Source organism: Ramlibacter monticola, from assembly GCF_016722785.1.
Classification (GTDB): domain Bacteria; phylum Pseudomonadota; class Gammaproteobacteria; order Burkholderiales; family Burkholderiaceae_C; genus Ramlibacter; species Ramlibacter monticola.
Map to the genome: position 1 here is coordinate 394,916 of NZ_JAEQNE010000002.1, position 15,566 is coordinate 410,481.

11 protein-coding genes are annotated in these 15,566 nt (G+C 70.2%); 9 read left to right on the plus strand and 2 right to left on the minus strand.

The genetic code is table 11. The features are described from left to right. Positions 1–36: 36 nt before the first annotated feature. Together JJ685_RS09800 and JJ685_RS09805 are read right to left on the minus strand one after the other, a co-directional pair. Positions 37–891 (minus strand): branched-chain amino acid ABC transporter permease, encoded by an 855-nt coding sequence (locus JJ685_RS09800; RefSeq protein WP_201674062.1) that lies wholly within the window; start codon positions 889–891, stop codon positions 37–39. Positions 892–897: 6 nt separating this feature from the next. After that, the gene (locus JJ685_RS09805; RefSeq protein ID WP_201674063.1) at positions 898–2,154 is read right to left on the minus strand and encodes an ABC transporter substrate-binding protein; all 1,257 of its coding nucleotides are present in this window, start codon (positions 2,152–2,154) and stop codon (positions 898–900) included. A 225-nt stretch (positions 2,155–2,379) separates the two neighbouring features. Between JJ685_RS09805 and JJ685_RS09810 the strand changes: the two genes are divergently transcribed. The 9 genes from JJ685_RS09810 to JJ685_RS09850 all read left to right on the plus strand — a co-directional run bounded on the left by JJ685_RS09810 (position 2,380) and on the right by JJ685_RS09850 (position 15,562). Continuing rightward, positions 2,380–2,847 carry a (2Fe-2S)-binding protein gene (locus JJ685_RS09810; protein WP_201674064.1) on the plus strand — a complete coding sequence of 156 codons (468 nt, stop codon included), beginning with the start codon at positions 2,380–2,382 and terminating at the stop codon, positions 2,845–2,847. After that, the gene (locus tag JJ685_RS09815; protein WP_201674065.1) at positions 2,844–5,201 is read left to right on the plus strand and encodes a xanthine dehydrogenase family protein molybdopterin-binding subunit; all 2,358 of its coding nucleotides are present in this window, start codon (positions 2,844–2,846) and stop codon (positions 5,199–5,201) included. Before JJ685_RS09810 ends, JJ685_RS09815 begins: the two co-directional genes overlap by 4 nt. A gap of 50 nt (positions 5,202–5,251) precedes the next feature. Beyond that, positions 5,252–6,361, plus strand: a complete 1,110-nt coding sequence (locus JJ685_RS09820) for an MBL fold metallo-hydrolase (RefSeq protein ID WP_201674066.1) — start codon at positions 5,252–5,254, stop codon at positions 6,359–6,361. Positions 6,362–6,485: 124 nt separating this feature from the next. Continuing rightward, the gene (locus JJ685_RS09825) at positions 6,486–6,737 is read left to right on the plus strand and encodes a hypothetical protein (protein WP_201674067.1); all 252 of its coding nucleotides are present in this window, start codon (positions 6,486–6,488) and stop codon (positions 6,735–6,737) included. 128 nt (positions 6,738–6,865) lie between these two features. Further along, entirely contained in the window at positions 6,866–7,207 is a 342-nt protein-coding gene (locus JJ685_RS09830; protein WP_201674068.1) for a DUF2946 family protein, read from the plus strand. A 66-nt stretch (positions 7,208–7,273) separates the two neighbouring features. After that, entirely contained in the window at positions 7,274–8,491 is a 1,218-nt protein-coding gene (locus tag JJ685_RS09835; RefSeq protein ID WP_201674069.1) for a TolC family protein, read from the plus strand. A gap of 10 nt (positions 8,492–8,501) precedes the next feature. Further along, positions 8,502–9,776 (plus strand): efflux RND transporter periplasmic adaptor subunit, encoded by a 1,275-nt coding sequence (locus JJ685_RS09840; protein WP_201674070.1) that lies wholly within the window; start codon positions 8,502–8,504, stop codon positions 9,774–9,776. An 8-nt stretch (positions 9,777–9,784) separates the two neighbouring features. Further along, on the plus strand, positions 9,785–12,961 hold the full coding sequence (locus JJ685_RS09845; protein WP_201674071.1) for a CusA/CzcA family heavy metal efflux RND transporter: 3,177 nt from the start codon (positions 9,785–9,787) through the stop codon (positions 12,959–12,961). A gap of 24 nt (positions 12,962–12,985) precedes the next feature. Next, complete coding sequence (locus tag JJ685_RS09850) at positions 12,986–15,562, plus strand: heavy metal translocating P-type ATPase (protein ID WP_201674072.1); 2,577 nt, start codon at positions 12,986–12,988, stop codon at positions 15,560–15,562. Positions 15,563–15,566: the final 4 nt, after the last annotated feature.

A 15,566-nucleotide genomic window follows, 5' to 3' on the forward strand; every position in this document is an offset into this window, starting at 1 on the left:
ACTACACGTAGTGAGGAGCGTGGGGGCACACATTTCTCAGAAGGCCGCGCGCCGGCCGAAGATGCCCGCCGGCCGCACCACGAGCATCAGCAGCGTGGCGAGCACCGAGACGATCTCCGTCCAGGACGTGGAGGCCGCATAGGCCACGATGGTCTCGGCGTAACCGAGCATCAGCGCGGCGACGATGCTGCCCGGGATCGAACCCAGCCCGCCCACCACCACGATGGCGAAGGCCTTCACGATCGGCAGCAGCCACATGGTGGGCTGCACGCTCAGGAAGGGCCCGGCCAGGATGCCCGCCGCCGCGGCCAGCGCCGCCGAGAGGCCCATCACCACCGAGAAGATGCGGTCGCTCGGGATGCCGACGTACTGCGCCGCCTGCGCGTCCTGCGAGATCGCCAGGATGGCCGAGCCGAGCCGCGTGTGCTGGATGAACAGCCACAGCGCCGCGATCAGCACCACGCTCACGCCCAGGGCCAGCAGGCGCGAGCCGGCCACGTCGACGCCGCCGAAGGTGAACTTGGCGTCGACGAAGGACGGCACGTTGCGGTACTCCGAGCCGAAGGTGAGGAACAGGGCCTGCTCCACCACCAGCGCCACCGCCAGCGTGATCATCAGCACCGCGAGCTGCGACTTGCGCATGGGCCGCACGAAGACGCGCTCCACCGCCACGCCGAACAGCGCCACCAGCGCGATGGCCGCCAGCGCCGCGGGCAGCAGGGGCCACTTGAGGGAGGACGTGAGGAAGTAGGCGCCGTAGGCGCCCAGCGCATAGAAGGAGCCATGCGCCAGGTTGAGCACGCGGGCCACGCCGAAGATGAGCGTGAAGCCGACGGCGAGCATCGCGTAGATCGCGCTGCTCACCGCCCCGACGATCAGGATCTCGAGCACGCGGCTTTACTGCTTGATCCAGCTCGGATACTTGAAGTCCGCGGTGCGCTGCGTCTTCGGGTACACGACCTCGCGCTTGCAGCCGTCGCGCCACTGCGCCAGCAGGAAGGACGGGCCCTTGTAGGTGGCCGTGCCCGGCTTCACGTCGTGCATCTCGTCGAACTGGATGATGCCGGGGATGCCCACGTGGTTCGTCTTCTCCAGTTCCTTGATCACCTTGTCGGTTTCGACCGAGCCGGCCCGCTTGACCGCGTCCGCGTAGATATAGACGGCGTCATTGGCGCCGAAGGCGGTGTACACCGGCGAGCGGTTGGTGGCCTTCTTGAAGTCGTCGAAGAACGGGATCGTGCGCGGCGTGAGCGGCGCACGCACCGCGAAATTCGCCGCCAGCTGGCCGACCGACTTGGCGCCGATGCGGTCGCAGAAGTCGCCGTCCATGCTCTTCACGTCGATGCCGCCATAGGGCATGGGGAAGCGCGCGTCGTGCCACTGCTTGGCAAAGGTGTCGCTGGAGGCGTGCGACAGGATCACCACGAGGTACTGCGCGCCCGAGTCCTTCACCTTGGAGAACAGCGGCGAGAAGTCGGCCGTCTGGGTGTCGAAGAACTCGGTGACGCGGATGTCGGCGCCGGCCTCGGTGGCGCCCTTCTTCAGCACCGGCACGAGGTCCTGCACCCACTTGGCGTTCTCGCCCACGATGGCGATCTTGCTGATCCCGAGCTCGCCCTTGACGAAGTTGGAGATGAAGCCGGTGAGCTCGCGCGCCTGGTTGGCCGCGTTGATGGGTCCGACGCGGAACACGTACTTGTAGTTGTCGTAGTCCTGCTTGACCTTCTGCGTGATCGAGGGCGAGGCGGCGCCCACGCCCAGGTAGATCGTCTTCGCGGCGGAGATGTGCGGCAGCTGCGCCAGCGTCACGCCGCTGGTGTAGCCGCCGATGAGCACGTCGACCTTCTCGTCGGCGGTGAGCTTCTTGATCGCGCTGATGCCGGTCTCGGGATTCTCCGTCTCGTCGGCCACCACCATCTCGAGCTTGCGCCCCAGCACGCCGCCTTTGGCGTTGATGTCGTCGATGGCCAGCTTGATCGCATCCTGCGTGTCGCGCCCGACCTGCAGCTGCATCGCGGTGGGCACGCCGATGCGGATGGGCTTTCCCTGCGCGAACGCCGAGGGCGCGGCCAGGGCGAGCACGGCGGTACCGAGCGCGAACAGCGCGGAGCGGGCGAGGGAGCGGGGAAGAAGGCCGGAGTGGTCTGCAGGCATGGCGGAGCTCCTGGACGACGATGGAGCTGCCATTCAAGCGAATTTCATCCCCTCGGGCATACAGGGCTTATCCGGGGGCCGGCGGCCGCCGCGCTCCGGCAAGGGCACGTACGCAGCAGGGTCTCGTCGCCACTTTTTCACGCGCCGCGCACGTCGCCGCATGATGGCCGCCCACCGGGAATCCCCGCGAGCCAGTCCGGCATTCGCGCGAGCAAGGAGGACGACGTGACCACGCTCCAGATCAACGGCAAGTCGACCAGCGTCGACGCTCCCCCCGACACCCCCTTGCTGTGGGTGCTGCGGGACCACGTCGGCCTCACCGGCACCAAGTTCGGCTGCGGCATGGCGCTGTGCGGCGCGTGCACCGTGCACCTGGACGGGCAGCCCGCGCGCGCCTGCAAGACGCCGCTCTCGGCCGCGGTGGGTCGCAGGATCACGACGATCGAGGGCATCGCGTCCACGGCGACCGGCAAGGCGGTGCAGGCGGCCTGGCTCAAGGTGGGCGTGCCGCAGTGCGGCTACTGCCAGGCCGGCCAGATCATGAGCGCCTGCGCGCTGCTGCAACAGAACCGCAAGCCCAGTGACGCGGACATCGACGAGGCCATGAGCGGCAACGTCTGCCGCTGCGGCACCTACACCCGCATCCGCAGTGCGATCAAGCTCGCGGCCGGCATTCCGGAGGAGCGCGCATGAACACCTCCAGCCTGAACCCGGGCGGCATCGCGGCCGCCGCGTCCGTCAGCGCCACGGACATCTCCCACCGCCCCGAAGCCGCCGGCCTGAGGCGCCGCGGCCTGCTCAAGGGCGTTCCCCTGGCCGGCCTGGTGCTCTCCATCGGGCTGCCGATGCAAGGCCAGGCCCAGGAGCCCGCGAAGTACGGCGGCGACGGCATGCCCAACGGGCTGCGCGACAGTCCCCGGGTCTTCGTCTCCATCGCCCCGGACGGCCTGGTGCGCATCGTCTGCCACCGCGCGGAGATGGGACAGGGCGTGCGCACGAGCATCCCGAAGATCGTCGCCGACGAGCTGGAAGCCGACTGGAAGCGCGTGCGCGTGGTGCAGGCCGAAGGCGACGAGGCCAAGTACGGCAACCAGGACACCGATGGCTCCCGGTCCACGCGCCACTGGCTGGACCCGATGCGCCGCTGCGGCGCGGCCGCCCGCCAGATGCTGGAACAGGCCGCTGCCCAGCGCTGGAAGGTGCCGGCAGGCGAGGTCGAGGCGAGGAACCACGAGGTCGTCCACAAGGCCAGCGGGCGCAAGCTGGCCTATGGAGCCCTGGCGGTTGCCGCCGCCAGGCTGGACGTGCCGCCGGCCGCGAGCCTGCGGCTGAAGGACCCCTCCCGCTTCCGCTACATCGGCAAGACCGACACCTTCCTCACCGACGGCGAAGCCATCGTCACCGGCAGGAGCCAGTACGGCATCGACACCCGCCTGCCCGGCATGCTCTACGCCGTGATCGCACGGCCGCCGGTGCTCGGAGGCAAGGTCAAGTCGGTGGACATGGCCGAGGCGCAGAAGGTGCCCGGGGTCGTGAAGATCTTCCAGCTCGAAGGAGCACCTCCGCCTTCGGAATTCCAGCCGGTCGGTGGCGTCGTCGTCGTGGGCAAGGACACCTGGGCCGCGATCAAGGGACGCAGCCTGCTGAAGATCGAGTGGGACGACGGGCCGCACGCGGGCTACGACTCCGCCGCCTACCGCGCCGAACTGGAGCAGGCGGTGCTGAAGCCCGGCGGCAAGGTGGTGCGCAACGACGGTGACGCGATGGCCGCGCTCGCCGGCGCGGCGAAGCGGGTCGACGCGAACTACTACGTTCCCCACTATGCGCACGCCTCCATGGAATGCCCCGCCGCCACCGCGCGCATCACGAACGGCGTGTGCGAGGTCTGGGCGCCCACGCAGTCGCCGCAGGCCGCGCGCGACCGGCTGGTCAAGCGGCTCGGCCTCGCGCCGGACAAGGTCACCGTCAACGTCACGCTGCTCGGAGGCGGCTTCGGCCGCAAGTCCAAGCAGGACTTCGTGCTCGAGGCGGCGCTGGTGTCCCGGGAAATGGGAGGCCAACCGGTGAAGCTGACGTGGACCCGCGAGGACGACCTGCACAACGACTACTTCCATGCGGTCTCGGCCCAGCACGTCGAAGCCGGGCTCGACGCGAACGGCAAGGTCGTGGCGTGGCTGCAGCGCACCGCCGAGCCCACGATCCTCTCGATCTTCGCGCCGGACCCGAAGCAGCTCGCGCCCTTCGAGCTCGGACTGGGCCTGGTCGGCCTGCCCTATGCGATCCCGAACGTGAGGATCGAGAACCCGGCGGCGACCGCGCACACGCGGATCGGCTGGCTGCGCGCCGTCAACAACATCCAGCATGCGTTCGCCTCGCAGTCCTTCATCGCGGAGATCGCGCAGGCGCTGGGCAAGGACCATCGCGACTACCTGCTGGAACTGCTGGGGCCGGACCGGCTGATCAACCCCGCCACCATCGGCGAGGGCTGGAACCATGGCGAGTCGCCGGAGCGCTATCCGATCAACACCGGCCGCCTGCGGCAGGTGGTGCTGAGGGCGACCCAGGAGGGCGGCTGGGGCAGGAAGCTGCCCACGGGACAGGGCCTCGGGCTGGCGGCGCACTACAGCTTCGTGAGCTACATCGCGGCGGTCGTGCACGTCGACGTGAGCCCCAAGGGCGACATCTCCATCCCGCGGGTCGACGTGGCGGTCGATTGCGGGCCGACGGTCAACCCGGATCGGGTGCGCTCGCAGATCGAAGGCGCCTGCGTGATGGGCCTCAGCCAGGCGGTCCTGAGCGAGGTGACCTTCAAGAACGGGCGCGCCGAGCAGGGCAACTTCCACCAGTTCGAGGTCGCCCGCATGAACCTGGCGCCGAAGAAGATCGTCGTGCACATCATGCCCTCCTCCTGGGAGGTGCCGCTGGGCGGCGTCGGCGAGCCGGGCGTGCCGGTGATCGCGCCGGCGCTGATGAATGCGATCCACGCGGCCACGGGCCGGCGCATCCGTGCCTTGCCGCTGCGCAACCAGCTGACGCCGCCGGCGTGAGCCGCAGGCCCGCCGGCCCCGGCGGCCAGCCAGGAGCAGCACGCGGGCTCGTGCGAGCGCTGCTCGCGCTCGCGGCCGTGGCCGGCGTGCTCCTTGCCGCGGGGTGGGTGGTGCTGTCGCAGCCCCAGTTCGGCGCGCCCATGACCGGCGCGCGCCTGGCGCGCGCCCAGGCCAATCCGCAGTACCGCGACGGCCGCTTCGTCAACCTGGAGCCCGAGGCCCCCAGCACGACCTCGCTGGTCGAATACGCCCTGCGGCAGTTCTCCGGCGACGAGGTGCGCCAGCCGCCGGCACCGATCCCCGTGATGACGGTGGACAAGGCGGCACTGGGCACGACCCCGGCGGCCAGCGGCCTGAGGGCGTTCTGGATCGGCCATGCCAGCGCCTACGTGGAGATCGACGGGCTGCGCTTCCTGCTGGACCCGGTGTTCTCCGAGCGGGTGTCGCCGCTGCCGGTGGGACCCCGGCGCTTCCATCCGCCCCCGATCGCGCTGGCCGACCTGCCCCGCATCGACGCCGTGCTCATCTCGCACGACCACTACGACCACCTGGACATGGAGACAGTGCGCCAGCTGGGGCAGCGCGGCTCGCGCTTCTTCGTGCCGCTGGGCATCGGTGCCCACCTGGAGCGGTGGGGCGTTCCGCCCGCGCAGGTCGAGGAACTGGAATGGTGGCAGGAGCGTTCGCTGGGCGGCCTGCGGATCGTGTGCACGCCCACGCGCCACTACTCCGGCCGCGGCTTGCGCAACCGAAGCTCGACCCTGTGGTCGAGCTGGTCCGTCCTCGGGCCGCGGCATCGCTTCTTCTACAGCGGCGACACCGGCTACGGCCAGCTGTTCCGGGACATCGGCGCGCGACTCGGCCCGTTCGACCTGGCCTTCATCAAGATCGGCGCCTACGGGCCCGGCGCCGCGTGGACCGACATCCACATGCCGCCCGAACAGGCCGTGCAGGTGCACCGCGACGTCCGCGCCCGGCGCATGTTCCCCGTCCACTGGTCCACCTTCAACCTCGCCTATCACGCCTGGGACGAGCCGATCCGGCGCACGGTCGAAGAGGCTTCCCGCGCCGGCGTGGAGCTGGTGACGCCCCGCGTGGGCGAGATGGTGGATGCAGACCGCCCGTTCCAGTCGACGCGCTGGTGGGAGGCGGTGCGCTGAACCCGAGAGGTGCAGGGTTCCCGCAACACCTTTCCGGCGACGCGCCCGCGCCCGCCGAGGGGATTTGCCCTGAAGGGGGATTTCGACTAATACTGCTGCACTGCAGCAATTTTCGGGTACACCCATGGACCCACTGGACCAGCCACGAACCTACTTCACCGTGACCGATGAGTTTGGCAACGGCCACCCTGCCATGGAGTACCTTGCAGGAAGCCTGGACGGCCAGCCGGGCGTCCAGGTCATCCCCCTCAAGCGCTTCGTCAAACTGATCGGTTCGGGGGAAGTCCTCGAGCGCATCGGCGAAGGGCAGTTCGTCGGGGCCAGGTCGCGCCGCACCTACTCCATCCACCTGGCGGTCGCTCCGCGGCCGCGCTGACGAACGGCTACAGCGCCGACGGCGCAGTGGGGGCGATGTGGCGGGCGGCTTTTGCGACACAGGGATTAACCCGCGGGCCGGCACGAAGGTCTTGAAGCTTCGGGGCGAACTGTAATAATTTGCATCAAATGCGCCGCCTGGTCCTGCTGTTCCTGACCCTGTTCCTCCCCATGCAGTTGGTGTGGGCCGGCGCGGCCGCGTATTGCCACCACGAATCCGGTGGCGAGCATTTCGGCCACCACGAGCACGTCCACAAGGCGAACCAGGCCACTCTCGCCGACGTCGGCGACCTGGCCCAGGACAACGACTGCGGGACCTGCCACGCGGCCGGCCTGTCCCCGCTGGCGGCCGCGGTCCCCGTGTTCGCCGATCCCCGCCCGGGCGAGGCCCCGGTCCTGCAGCCCGCACGCCGTCCCCCCGCGCCTCCACCGCACGCACCCGAACGCCCCCAGTGGGCGCGTCTCGCCTGACCGGCGAGACGACCGACACCCCCGTCCCTTTCGTCTCGCCGAATCCAAGTTCAACCATGAGATTCGATGAGAAGACTTCCATTGCTGCTTGGGTTGGCAGCCGCATTGCTCAACCCCGGTGCCGCTCCGGCCCAGCCCACCGCCCCTAGCCTGACGCTGGAGCAGGCGCTGGAGCTCGCCACCGCGCGCAGTCCCACGGTCTCCGCCGCGCGGAGGAACGTCGAAGCCGCCGAGGGCGCGGTCCGCCAGGCCGGGACGCCGAGAAACCCGGTCCTGAACGCGACGCTCGAGGACTTCCGGCAGGAGACCCGGACCACCACGGCCACCGTGGACGTGCCGCTGGAGCTTGGCGGCAAGCGGGCCGCCCGCGTCACGGCGGCCGAACGCGCGCGCGACGTGGCGCAAGCCGAAGTGGCGCACGCGCAGGCGCAGGTGCGCGGCACCGTGATCGGCGCCTACTTCCAGGTTCTCGTGGCGCAGGAGCGCGCCCGGATCGCGGGCAGTTCGGTCGAACTCGCCCGGCGCGGCGCCGACGTCGCCGCCAAGCGGGTCGCCGCGGGCAAGGTTTCCCCCGTGGAGGAGACGCGGGCCGCCGTCGACCTCGCCAACGCGCAACTCGAATCGGTCGAGGCGGACGCGGAACTGCAGGCCGCCCGCCAGGCCCTGGCCACGGCGATGGGCGACGTCGAGCCGCGATTCGCCGAGGTCGCCGCGGGAGCCGCGGCGGTGCCCGGTCGCCCTGCCCTGCCCCAGCTCCTCGCCCGCCTGGAGACCGCCCCGGCCCTGCAGGCCGGCCGCATGGAGGTCGAGCGCAGGCGGGCCCTCCTGGAGGTGGAGCGCACGCGCGCGCGCCCGGACCTGACCCTCAGCGTCGGCGCCAAGAGGGACAACGAACTCGGGCGCACCCAGGCCGTCGTGGGCGTCTCCGTTCCCCTGCCCTTCATCGACCGGAACGAGGGGGCCATCTACGAAGCGTCCAGGCTCGCCGAGCGGGCCAGCGACGAAGCCGAGGCCACGCGCCTGCGCCTCGCTTCGGAAGTGCAGCAGGCCTCCAGCCGACTGGCCGCGGCGCGGACCACTGCGTCCACCCTGCAGGGCACCGTCCTTCCGGCAGCCCTCCATGCCTACCAGACGGCCCTCACGGGCTTCGAGGCCGGGAAGTTCAGCTTCATCGAAGTCCTCGACGCGCAGCGCTCGCTGCTCGCCGCGCGCAGCCGCTACCTGAACAGCCTCGCCGCGGCCTACCAGGCCGCCGGCTCCATCGACCGCATCCTCGGCGAGTAAGGAAATTTCCATGAACATCACCAAGAAGCAGCGCCTGCTCATGGCCGCCATCCTGGCCATCGGCCTCGCTGCCGGCGGCGCGGTTCTCATGACCGACAGGCGCGCTCCCGCCGCCGAGGAACACGGGCACGCCCACGGCAAGGACGATCATCACGACGAGGATGAACACCAGGCCGGGCACAAGCACGAGCACGAGGACGAACACCACGCCAACGAACAGCAGGCGGCCGCCGGAACGCACGACAGGACGTCCGAGCGCCGGGTCGTCAAGCTGAACGAGGCCCAGGCACGCGCTGCGGCCGTGGGGGTGGCCCCGGCCGGTCCCGCCACCCTGCAATCGGCGCACGAGTTCCAGGGCGAAATCCGCTTCAACGAGGACCGCACCGCCCACGTGGTGCCGCGGCTCGCGGGCGTGGCCGAGAGCGTTCCGGCGAACCTGGGGCAGTCGGTCCGCCGCGGCCAGGTGCTGGCCGTGCTCGCGAGCACCTCCGTCTCCGACCAGCGCAGCGAATACCTCGCCGCCGAGCGGCGCCTGCAGGCGGCGCGCGTGACCCTGGAGCGCGAACGCAAGCTCTGGGAACAGAAGATCTCCGCCGAACAGGACTACCTGCAGGCGCAGCACGCCGTGCGCGAGGCGGAAATCGCCGTGACCAACGCGCAGCAGAAGCTCTCCGCCGTCGGCGCCTTCGGCAAGACCTCGGCCCTCAACCAGTTCGAGCTGCGCGCACCCTTCGACGGCACCATCGTCGAAAAGCACCTCACGCTCGGGGAATCCGTCAAGGAGGATGCGAGCGTGTTCACGATTTCCGACCTCCGTTCCGTCTGGGCGGAATTCGCCGTCGGCCCGCAGGACCTGGACGTGGTGCGCGTCGGGCAGCGCGTGGTCGTCTCGTCGAGCGCTTCGCAGGCCCGCGCGCAGGGCGTCATCTCCTACGTGGGCGCCCTGCTCGGCGAGCAGACACGGACCGCCCGGGCACGGGTGACCATCGCGAATCCGCAAGGCGCGTGGCGGCCGGGCCTGTTCGTCACCGTGAGCGTCCTGGGCGCCGACGAGCGGGTGCCCCTGTCGGTTCCTTCCGAGGCGATCCAGGGCATCGAGAACCAGGCGATGGTCTTCCGGGCCGTGCCGGGCGGCTTCCAGCCGATCCCCGTCCGGCCCGGACGCTCCGATGGCAGGAACACCGAGATCCTCGGCGGCCTGCAGCCGGGCGACAGGGTGGCGACGACCAACGCGTTCGTGCTCAAGGCCGAAATGGGCAAGGGCAGCACCGAGCACACCCACTGAGGCCGCCCATGTTCGAGAAGATCATCCGTTTCTGCATCGAGCAGCGCTGGCTGGTGATGCTCGGCGTCCTCGGCATGGCGGCCCTCGGGGTCTACAGCTCCACGAAGCTGCCCGTCGACGCCGTGGCCGACATCTCCAACGTGCAGGTCGTCGTCAACACGGAGGCTGCCGGGTATTCGCCGCTCGAAATGGAGCAGCGCGTCACCTACCCCGTCGAAACCGTGATGGCCGGCCTGCCGGGCCTGGACCAGACGCGCTCGCTGTCCCGCTATGGGCTGTCCCAGGTGACGGTCATCTTCCAGGACGGCACCAACATCTACTTCGCCCGGCAGCTGGTGAACCAGCGCATCCAGGAAGCCCGCGACCGGCTGCCGGCCGGCGTCACCCCGGTGATGGGGCCCATTTCGACCGGCCTGGGCGAGATCTACCTGTGGACCGTGGAAGCGGAACCCGGCGCGCACAAGGGCGACGGCACGCCTTACACGCCCATGGACCTGCGCGAGATCCAGGACTGGGTCATCAAGCCCCAGCTGCGCAACGTGCCCGGCGTCACCGAGATCAACTCGATCGGAGGCTACGAGAGGCAGTACGTGGTGGCGCCGAACCTGGAGCGGCTCTCCGCCTACGGCCTCAGCCTGGCCGACGTGGTCTCCGCGCTGGAGCGGAACAACGCCAACCAGGGCGCGGGCTACATCGAACGCCGCGGCGAGCAGTACCTGGTGCGCGCGCCGGGCCAGGTGCGCTCCATCGAGGACATCCGCGAGGTCATCGTCGGCAGGGCCCAGGGCCAGCCGATCCGCATCCGCGACATCGGCGACGTCGACGTCGGACGCGAGCTGCGCACCGGCGCCGCGACCGAGAACGGCGAGGAAGTCGTGCTGGGCACCGTCTTCATGCTGATGGGGGAGAACAGCCGGGCGGTGTCCCGCGCGGTCGACAAGCAGATGGCGCTCATCAACAAGAGCCTGCCCGCCGGCGTCAAGGCGGTCACCGTGTACGACCGCACGATCCTGGTCGACAAGGCGATCGCCACGGTGCAGAAGAACCTCGTGGAGGGCGCCGCGCTCGTGGTCGCCGTGCTGTTCCTGTTCCTCGGGAACATCCGCGCGGCGCTCATCACGGCCCTGGTGATCCCGCTGGCCATGCTGTTCACGTTCACCGGCATGGTGAAGGCGGGCATCAGCGCCAACCTCATGAGCCTGGGCGCGCTGGACTTCGGCATCATCGTCGACGGCGCGGTCGTGATCGTGGAGAACTGCGTCCGCCGGCTGGCGCACGCGCAGGCCCACCGCGGGCGCGCGCTCCACCGGACCGAGCGCCTGCACGAGGTGTTCGCGGCCGCCCAGGAAGCGCGCCGGCCCCTGCTCTTCGGCCAGCTGATCATCATGGTCGTGTACGTTCCCGTCCTGGCGCTGACGGGCGTCGAGGGGAAGATGTTCCACCCCATGGCGTACACCGTGCTGCTGGCGCTGCTCGGCGCCATGCTGCTGTCCGTCACCTTCGTGCCCGCCGCCGTGGCACTCTTCATGGGCGGCAAGGTGTCGGGGAAGGAGAGCCGGGTCATGACGTGGGCGGAGCGCCTTTACCAGCCCCTGCTGAAGGCCACGATGGACAACGTCCCCGTGGTGCTGACGTTCGCCGGCGTGCTGGTCCTGTTCTGCCTCGCGGTGGCGACCAGGCTCGGCAGCGAGTTCGTCCCGAACCTGAACGAGGGCGACTTCGCCATCCAGGCGCTGCGGATTCCGGGCACCAGCCTGACCCAGTCGGTGGAGATGCAGAAGCAGCTGGAAACGAGGCTCAAGACCAGGTTCCCCGAAATCGAGCGGGTATTCGCCCGCACCGGCACGGCCGAAATCGCGGCCGACCCGATGCCGCCGAACATCTCCGACGGCTACATCATGCTCAAGCCGGTGGACCAGTGGCCCGAGCCGCGCAAGACGCGCGACGAGCTCATCGAAGCCATCCGGGACGAGACGGCCAGCATTCCGGGGAACAGCTACGAGTTCTCGCAGCCGATCCAGCTGCGCTTCAACGAACTCATCTCCGGGGTGCGTTCGGACGTCGCGGTCAAGGTGTTCGGCGACGACGAGAACGTCCTCGACTCCACGGCGAACCGCATCGCCGCGGTTCTCCAGCGCGTCCCCGGCGCCACCGAGGTGAAGGTGGAACAGACCACCGGCCTGCCCATGCTCACCGTCCACATCGACCGCGGCAAGGCCACGCGCTACGGCCTGAACATGAGCGACGTGCAGGACGTGGTCGCCACGGCCATCGGCGGTCGCGAGGCCGGCACGGTCTTCCAGGGCGACCGCCGATTCGAGCTGCTGGTGCGGCTGCCGGAATCGGTCCGGGGCGACCTGCAGGCCCTGAGCCGCCTGCCCGTCCCGTTGCCTCGCAGCGCGGAGGCCGGCAGGACGAGCTACATCCCGCTGGCGGAAGTCGCCACCCTGGAGCTCGCCCCAGGGCCGAACCAGGTCTCGCGCGAAAACGGCAAGCGGCGCGTGGTCGTCAGCGCGAACGTGACCGGCCGCGACCTCGGCTCCTTCGTCGCCGATGCGCAAGCCGCGATCGAGGAGCGGGTCAAGGTCCCGGCGGGGTACTGGACCACCTGGGGCGGAACCTTCGAGCAGCTGGAGTCCGCAACCAGGCGGCTGCAGCTGGTGATTCCGCTGGCGCTGCTGCTGGTGTTCGTGCTGCTCTTCGCCATGTTCGGCAACGTGAAGGACGGACTGCTCGTGTTCACCGGCATTCCGTTCGCGCTGACCGGCGGAGTGCTCGCCCTCTGGGCGCGCGGGATCCCCCTGTCGATTTCCGCCGCCGTGGGATTCATCGCGCTTTCGGGGGTGGCCGTGCTCAACGGGCTGGTGATGCTGACCTTCATCCGCAACCTGCGCGAGGAAGGACGACCGCTCGAGCAGGCGATCGACGAAGGCGCATCGACGCGCTTGCGGCCGGTCCTGATGACGGCCCTCGTGGCCTCCCTGGGTTTCGTCCCGATGGCGCTTGCGACCGGCACCGGTGCCGAGGTGCAGCGCCCCCTGGCCACGGTCGTCATCGGCGGCATCCTCTCGTCGACGGCACTGACCCTGCTCGTGCTGCCCGTCCTCTATCGGTGGGCCCACCGGCGCGACGAGGAGGAAGACGCGGCGCTCGCGACGGCGGGGGCCCGAGGCGCGAGTGCGTAGACTGCATCATTGGGGAGAGTGCCTTTGCCAGTCACGGAAAAACTCAGGCTGGACCTGCCGCTGCTGCTGCCGGACGTCTCGGAAGCGCGCGACCGTTGCGTCGGGCTGCTGATCGCCGCATTGAAGGGCAAGCCGGGAATCCGCGATGCGCACGTCAGGGAAGCGCCGGGCAAGCCGCAGCTGTGCATCCACTACGACCCGCACGAGATCTCCCTCGCGCGCGTGCGGGAGATCGCGAGCGCGAACGGAGCCCGGATCACCGACCAGATCGGTCACCTGGCCGTGCGAGCAGCGGCCATGCACGCCCGCGCCGCACGGCGTCTCGGCGCCCAGGTGGAACAGCTCCCCGGCGTCGTCGAGGCGGAGGTGGCCGGCACCGGAGGCATACGGATCGAGTTCGACCGCAGCCGCACGGACGCTGCCAGCCTGCGCGAGCAGCTGAGGGACCTGGGCATCGAGGAGGAAGCCTCCAGCGACGAACACCCGCATGCGGAGCACGGAGCGGAGCCGGCCGCGCACGCGCACGAGGAAGGCGAGGACCACGCGCATGATCACGGCCCCGGGGACCGGCACGAGGGCCACGCCCACGCGGCCCGTGCCCACGCGGCCCATGCCCATGCCCACGGCGGCCCCTTCGGGGAACAGTCCGAACTGATCTTCGCGCTCCTCGCGGGGGTTGCCGTGCTGGCGGGATGGGTGATCGGGCGCTGGAGCGCGGCCGCGCCGGGCGTGAGCCTCGCTTGCTACATCGCCGCGTACCTGCTGGGCGGCTACTTCACCTCGCGCGAGGCGCTGGAGAACACCCGCGCCCGCCGTTTCGAGATCGACACCCTGATGCTGGTGGCGGCGGCGGGCGCCGCGGCGCTGGGCAAGTGGGCCGAAGGCGCACTGCTGCTCTTTCTCTTCAGCCTCGGCCACTCGCTGGAACACTATGCGATGGGCCGGGCCCGCCGCGCCATCGAGGCGCTGGCCACGCTCGCCCCGGAGCGGGCACTGCTGCGCCGGGGCGACGGCACCGTGGAAGTGGAGGTCGCGGAACTCCGGATCGGCGACGTCGTCGTGGTCCGGCCGAACGAGCGCCTGCCCGCCGACGGCTTCGTCGTGCGCGGGCAGACCTGCGTGGACCAGGCTCCCGTCACGGGCGAAAGCGTGCCGGTCGACAAGCGGCCGGTGGGAGATCCCGAGGCCGCCCTGCGTTCCTTCGACCACCTGCCGGCGCAGCACAGGGTGTTCGCAGGAACGATCAACGGGCCGGGCGCCGTGGACGTGATGGTCGCGCGCCGCTCGAGCGAATCCACCATGGCCCGCGTCGTCAAGCTGGTCACGGAAGCCGAGGCCCAGCGCTCGCCCACCCAGAACTTCACCGAACGCTTCGAGCGGATCTTCGTGCCCGTGGTGCTGGTGCTGGTGGTCCTGCTGATGTTCGCCTGGGTGGTCGTCGACGAACCGTTCTCCGCCAGCTTCTATCGCGCCATGGCCGTGCTCGTGGCGGCCAGCCCGTGTGCCCTGGCGATCTCGGTGCCCAGCGCCGTCCTCAGCGGCGTCGCCCGCGCCGGCCGCAGCGGCGTGCTGGTCAAGGGCGGGGCCCCGCTGGAGAACCTCGGCACGCTCACCGCCATTGCCTTCGACAAGACCGGCACCCTGACGGAGGGCAAGCCACGCCTGACGGATGCGGTGGCGGCGGCCGGAGTGGCCCAGGGAGAGCTGCTGCAGGTGGCCCTCGCCCTGGAACGCCACAGCGACCATCCGCTCGCGGCGGCGGTCGTGGCTGGGGCCGGTGACCTGTTGGTCGATGCGCCCCAGTTCGCCGAAGCGCACGACCTGCGGAGCATCACGGGGCGTGGCGTCCGCGGCGTGGTGGGCGGCGAGGCCGCCTACGTCGGCAAGCCCGTACTGTTCGAGGAACTGCCAGGTCCGCGGCCCCCGGCGGACGTGCTGGAGGCGAACGACAGGTTGGTCGGAAGCGGGCGGACCACCATGATCGTGCGGCACGGCGACCGCTACCTCGGGGTCCTCGGGGTGATGGACACGCCGCGGCCGGTTGCCGCCGGCGTGATGAAGGCCCTCCAGGCGCTCGGCATCGAGCGGCTCATCATGATCTCCGGGGACAACCAGAAGGTGGCCGACGCGGTCGCGCGCTCGGTGGGCCTGACCGAAGCGCGCGGGGACCTCCTGCCCGAGGACAAGGTGCAGGCCATCCAGGCGCTGCGCGGCCAGGCCGGGAAGGTCGCGATGGTGGGCGATGGCGTGAACGACGCGCCGGCGATGGCCCATGCCACTGTGGGCATCGCGATGGGGGCCGCCGGTTCGGACGTGGCCCTGGAGACGGCGGACGTCGCCCTGATGGCCGACGACCTCGGCCAGTTGCCCTTCGCGGTCGGCCTCTCGCGCCAGACCAGCCGCATCATCCGGCAGAACCTGTGGGTCAGCCTCGGCGTGGTGGCGGTGCTGATTCCCGCCACCATCCTGGGATTGAACATCGGCGTCGCGGTGCTGTTCCACGAAGGCTCCACCCTGCTGGTGGTCGGCAATGCCCTGCGCCTGCTCGCCTACGGGGCGGGCGATGCCGCTGCAAAGCCACTGGGAGTCGCGCGCGGATAAGGGT

Excerpts from the sequence above, each read along its gene's own strand:
- JJ685_RS09805 (WP_201674063.1), bottom strand. The coding sequence starts at position 2,154 with ATGCCTGCAGACCACTCCGGCCTTCTTCCCCGCTCCCTCGCCCGCTCC.
- JJ685_RS09815 (WP_201674065.1), top strand. The coding sequence starts at position 2,844 with ATGAACACCTCCAGCCTGAACCCGGGCGGCATCGCGGCCGCCGCGTCC.
- JJ685_RS09825 (WP_201674067.1), top strand. The coding sequence starts at position 6,486 with ATGGACCCACTGGACCAGCCACGAACCTACTTCACCGTGACCGATGAG.
- JJ685_RS09830 (WP_201674068.1), top strand. The coding sequence starts at position 6,866 with ATGCGCCGCCTGGTCCTGCTGTTCCTGACCCTGTTCCTCCCCATGCAG.
- JJ685_RS09835 (WP_201674069.1), top strand. The coding sequence starts at position 7,274 with ATGAGAAGACTTCCATTGCTGCTTGGGTTGGCAGCCGCATTGCTCAAC.
- JJ685_RS09840 (WP_201674070.1), top strand. The coding sequence starts at position 8,502 with ATGAACATCACCAAGAAGCAGCGCCTGCTCATGGCCGCCATCCTGGCC.
- JJ685_RS09845 (WP_201674071.1), top strand. The coding sequence starts at position 9,785 with ATGTTCGAGAAGATCATCCGTTTCTGCATCGAGCAGCGCTGGCTGGTG.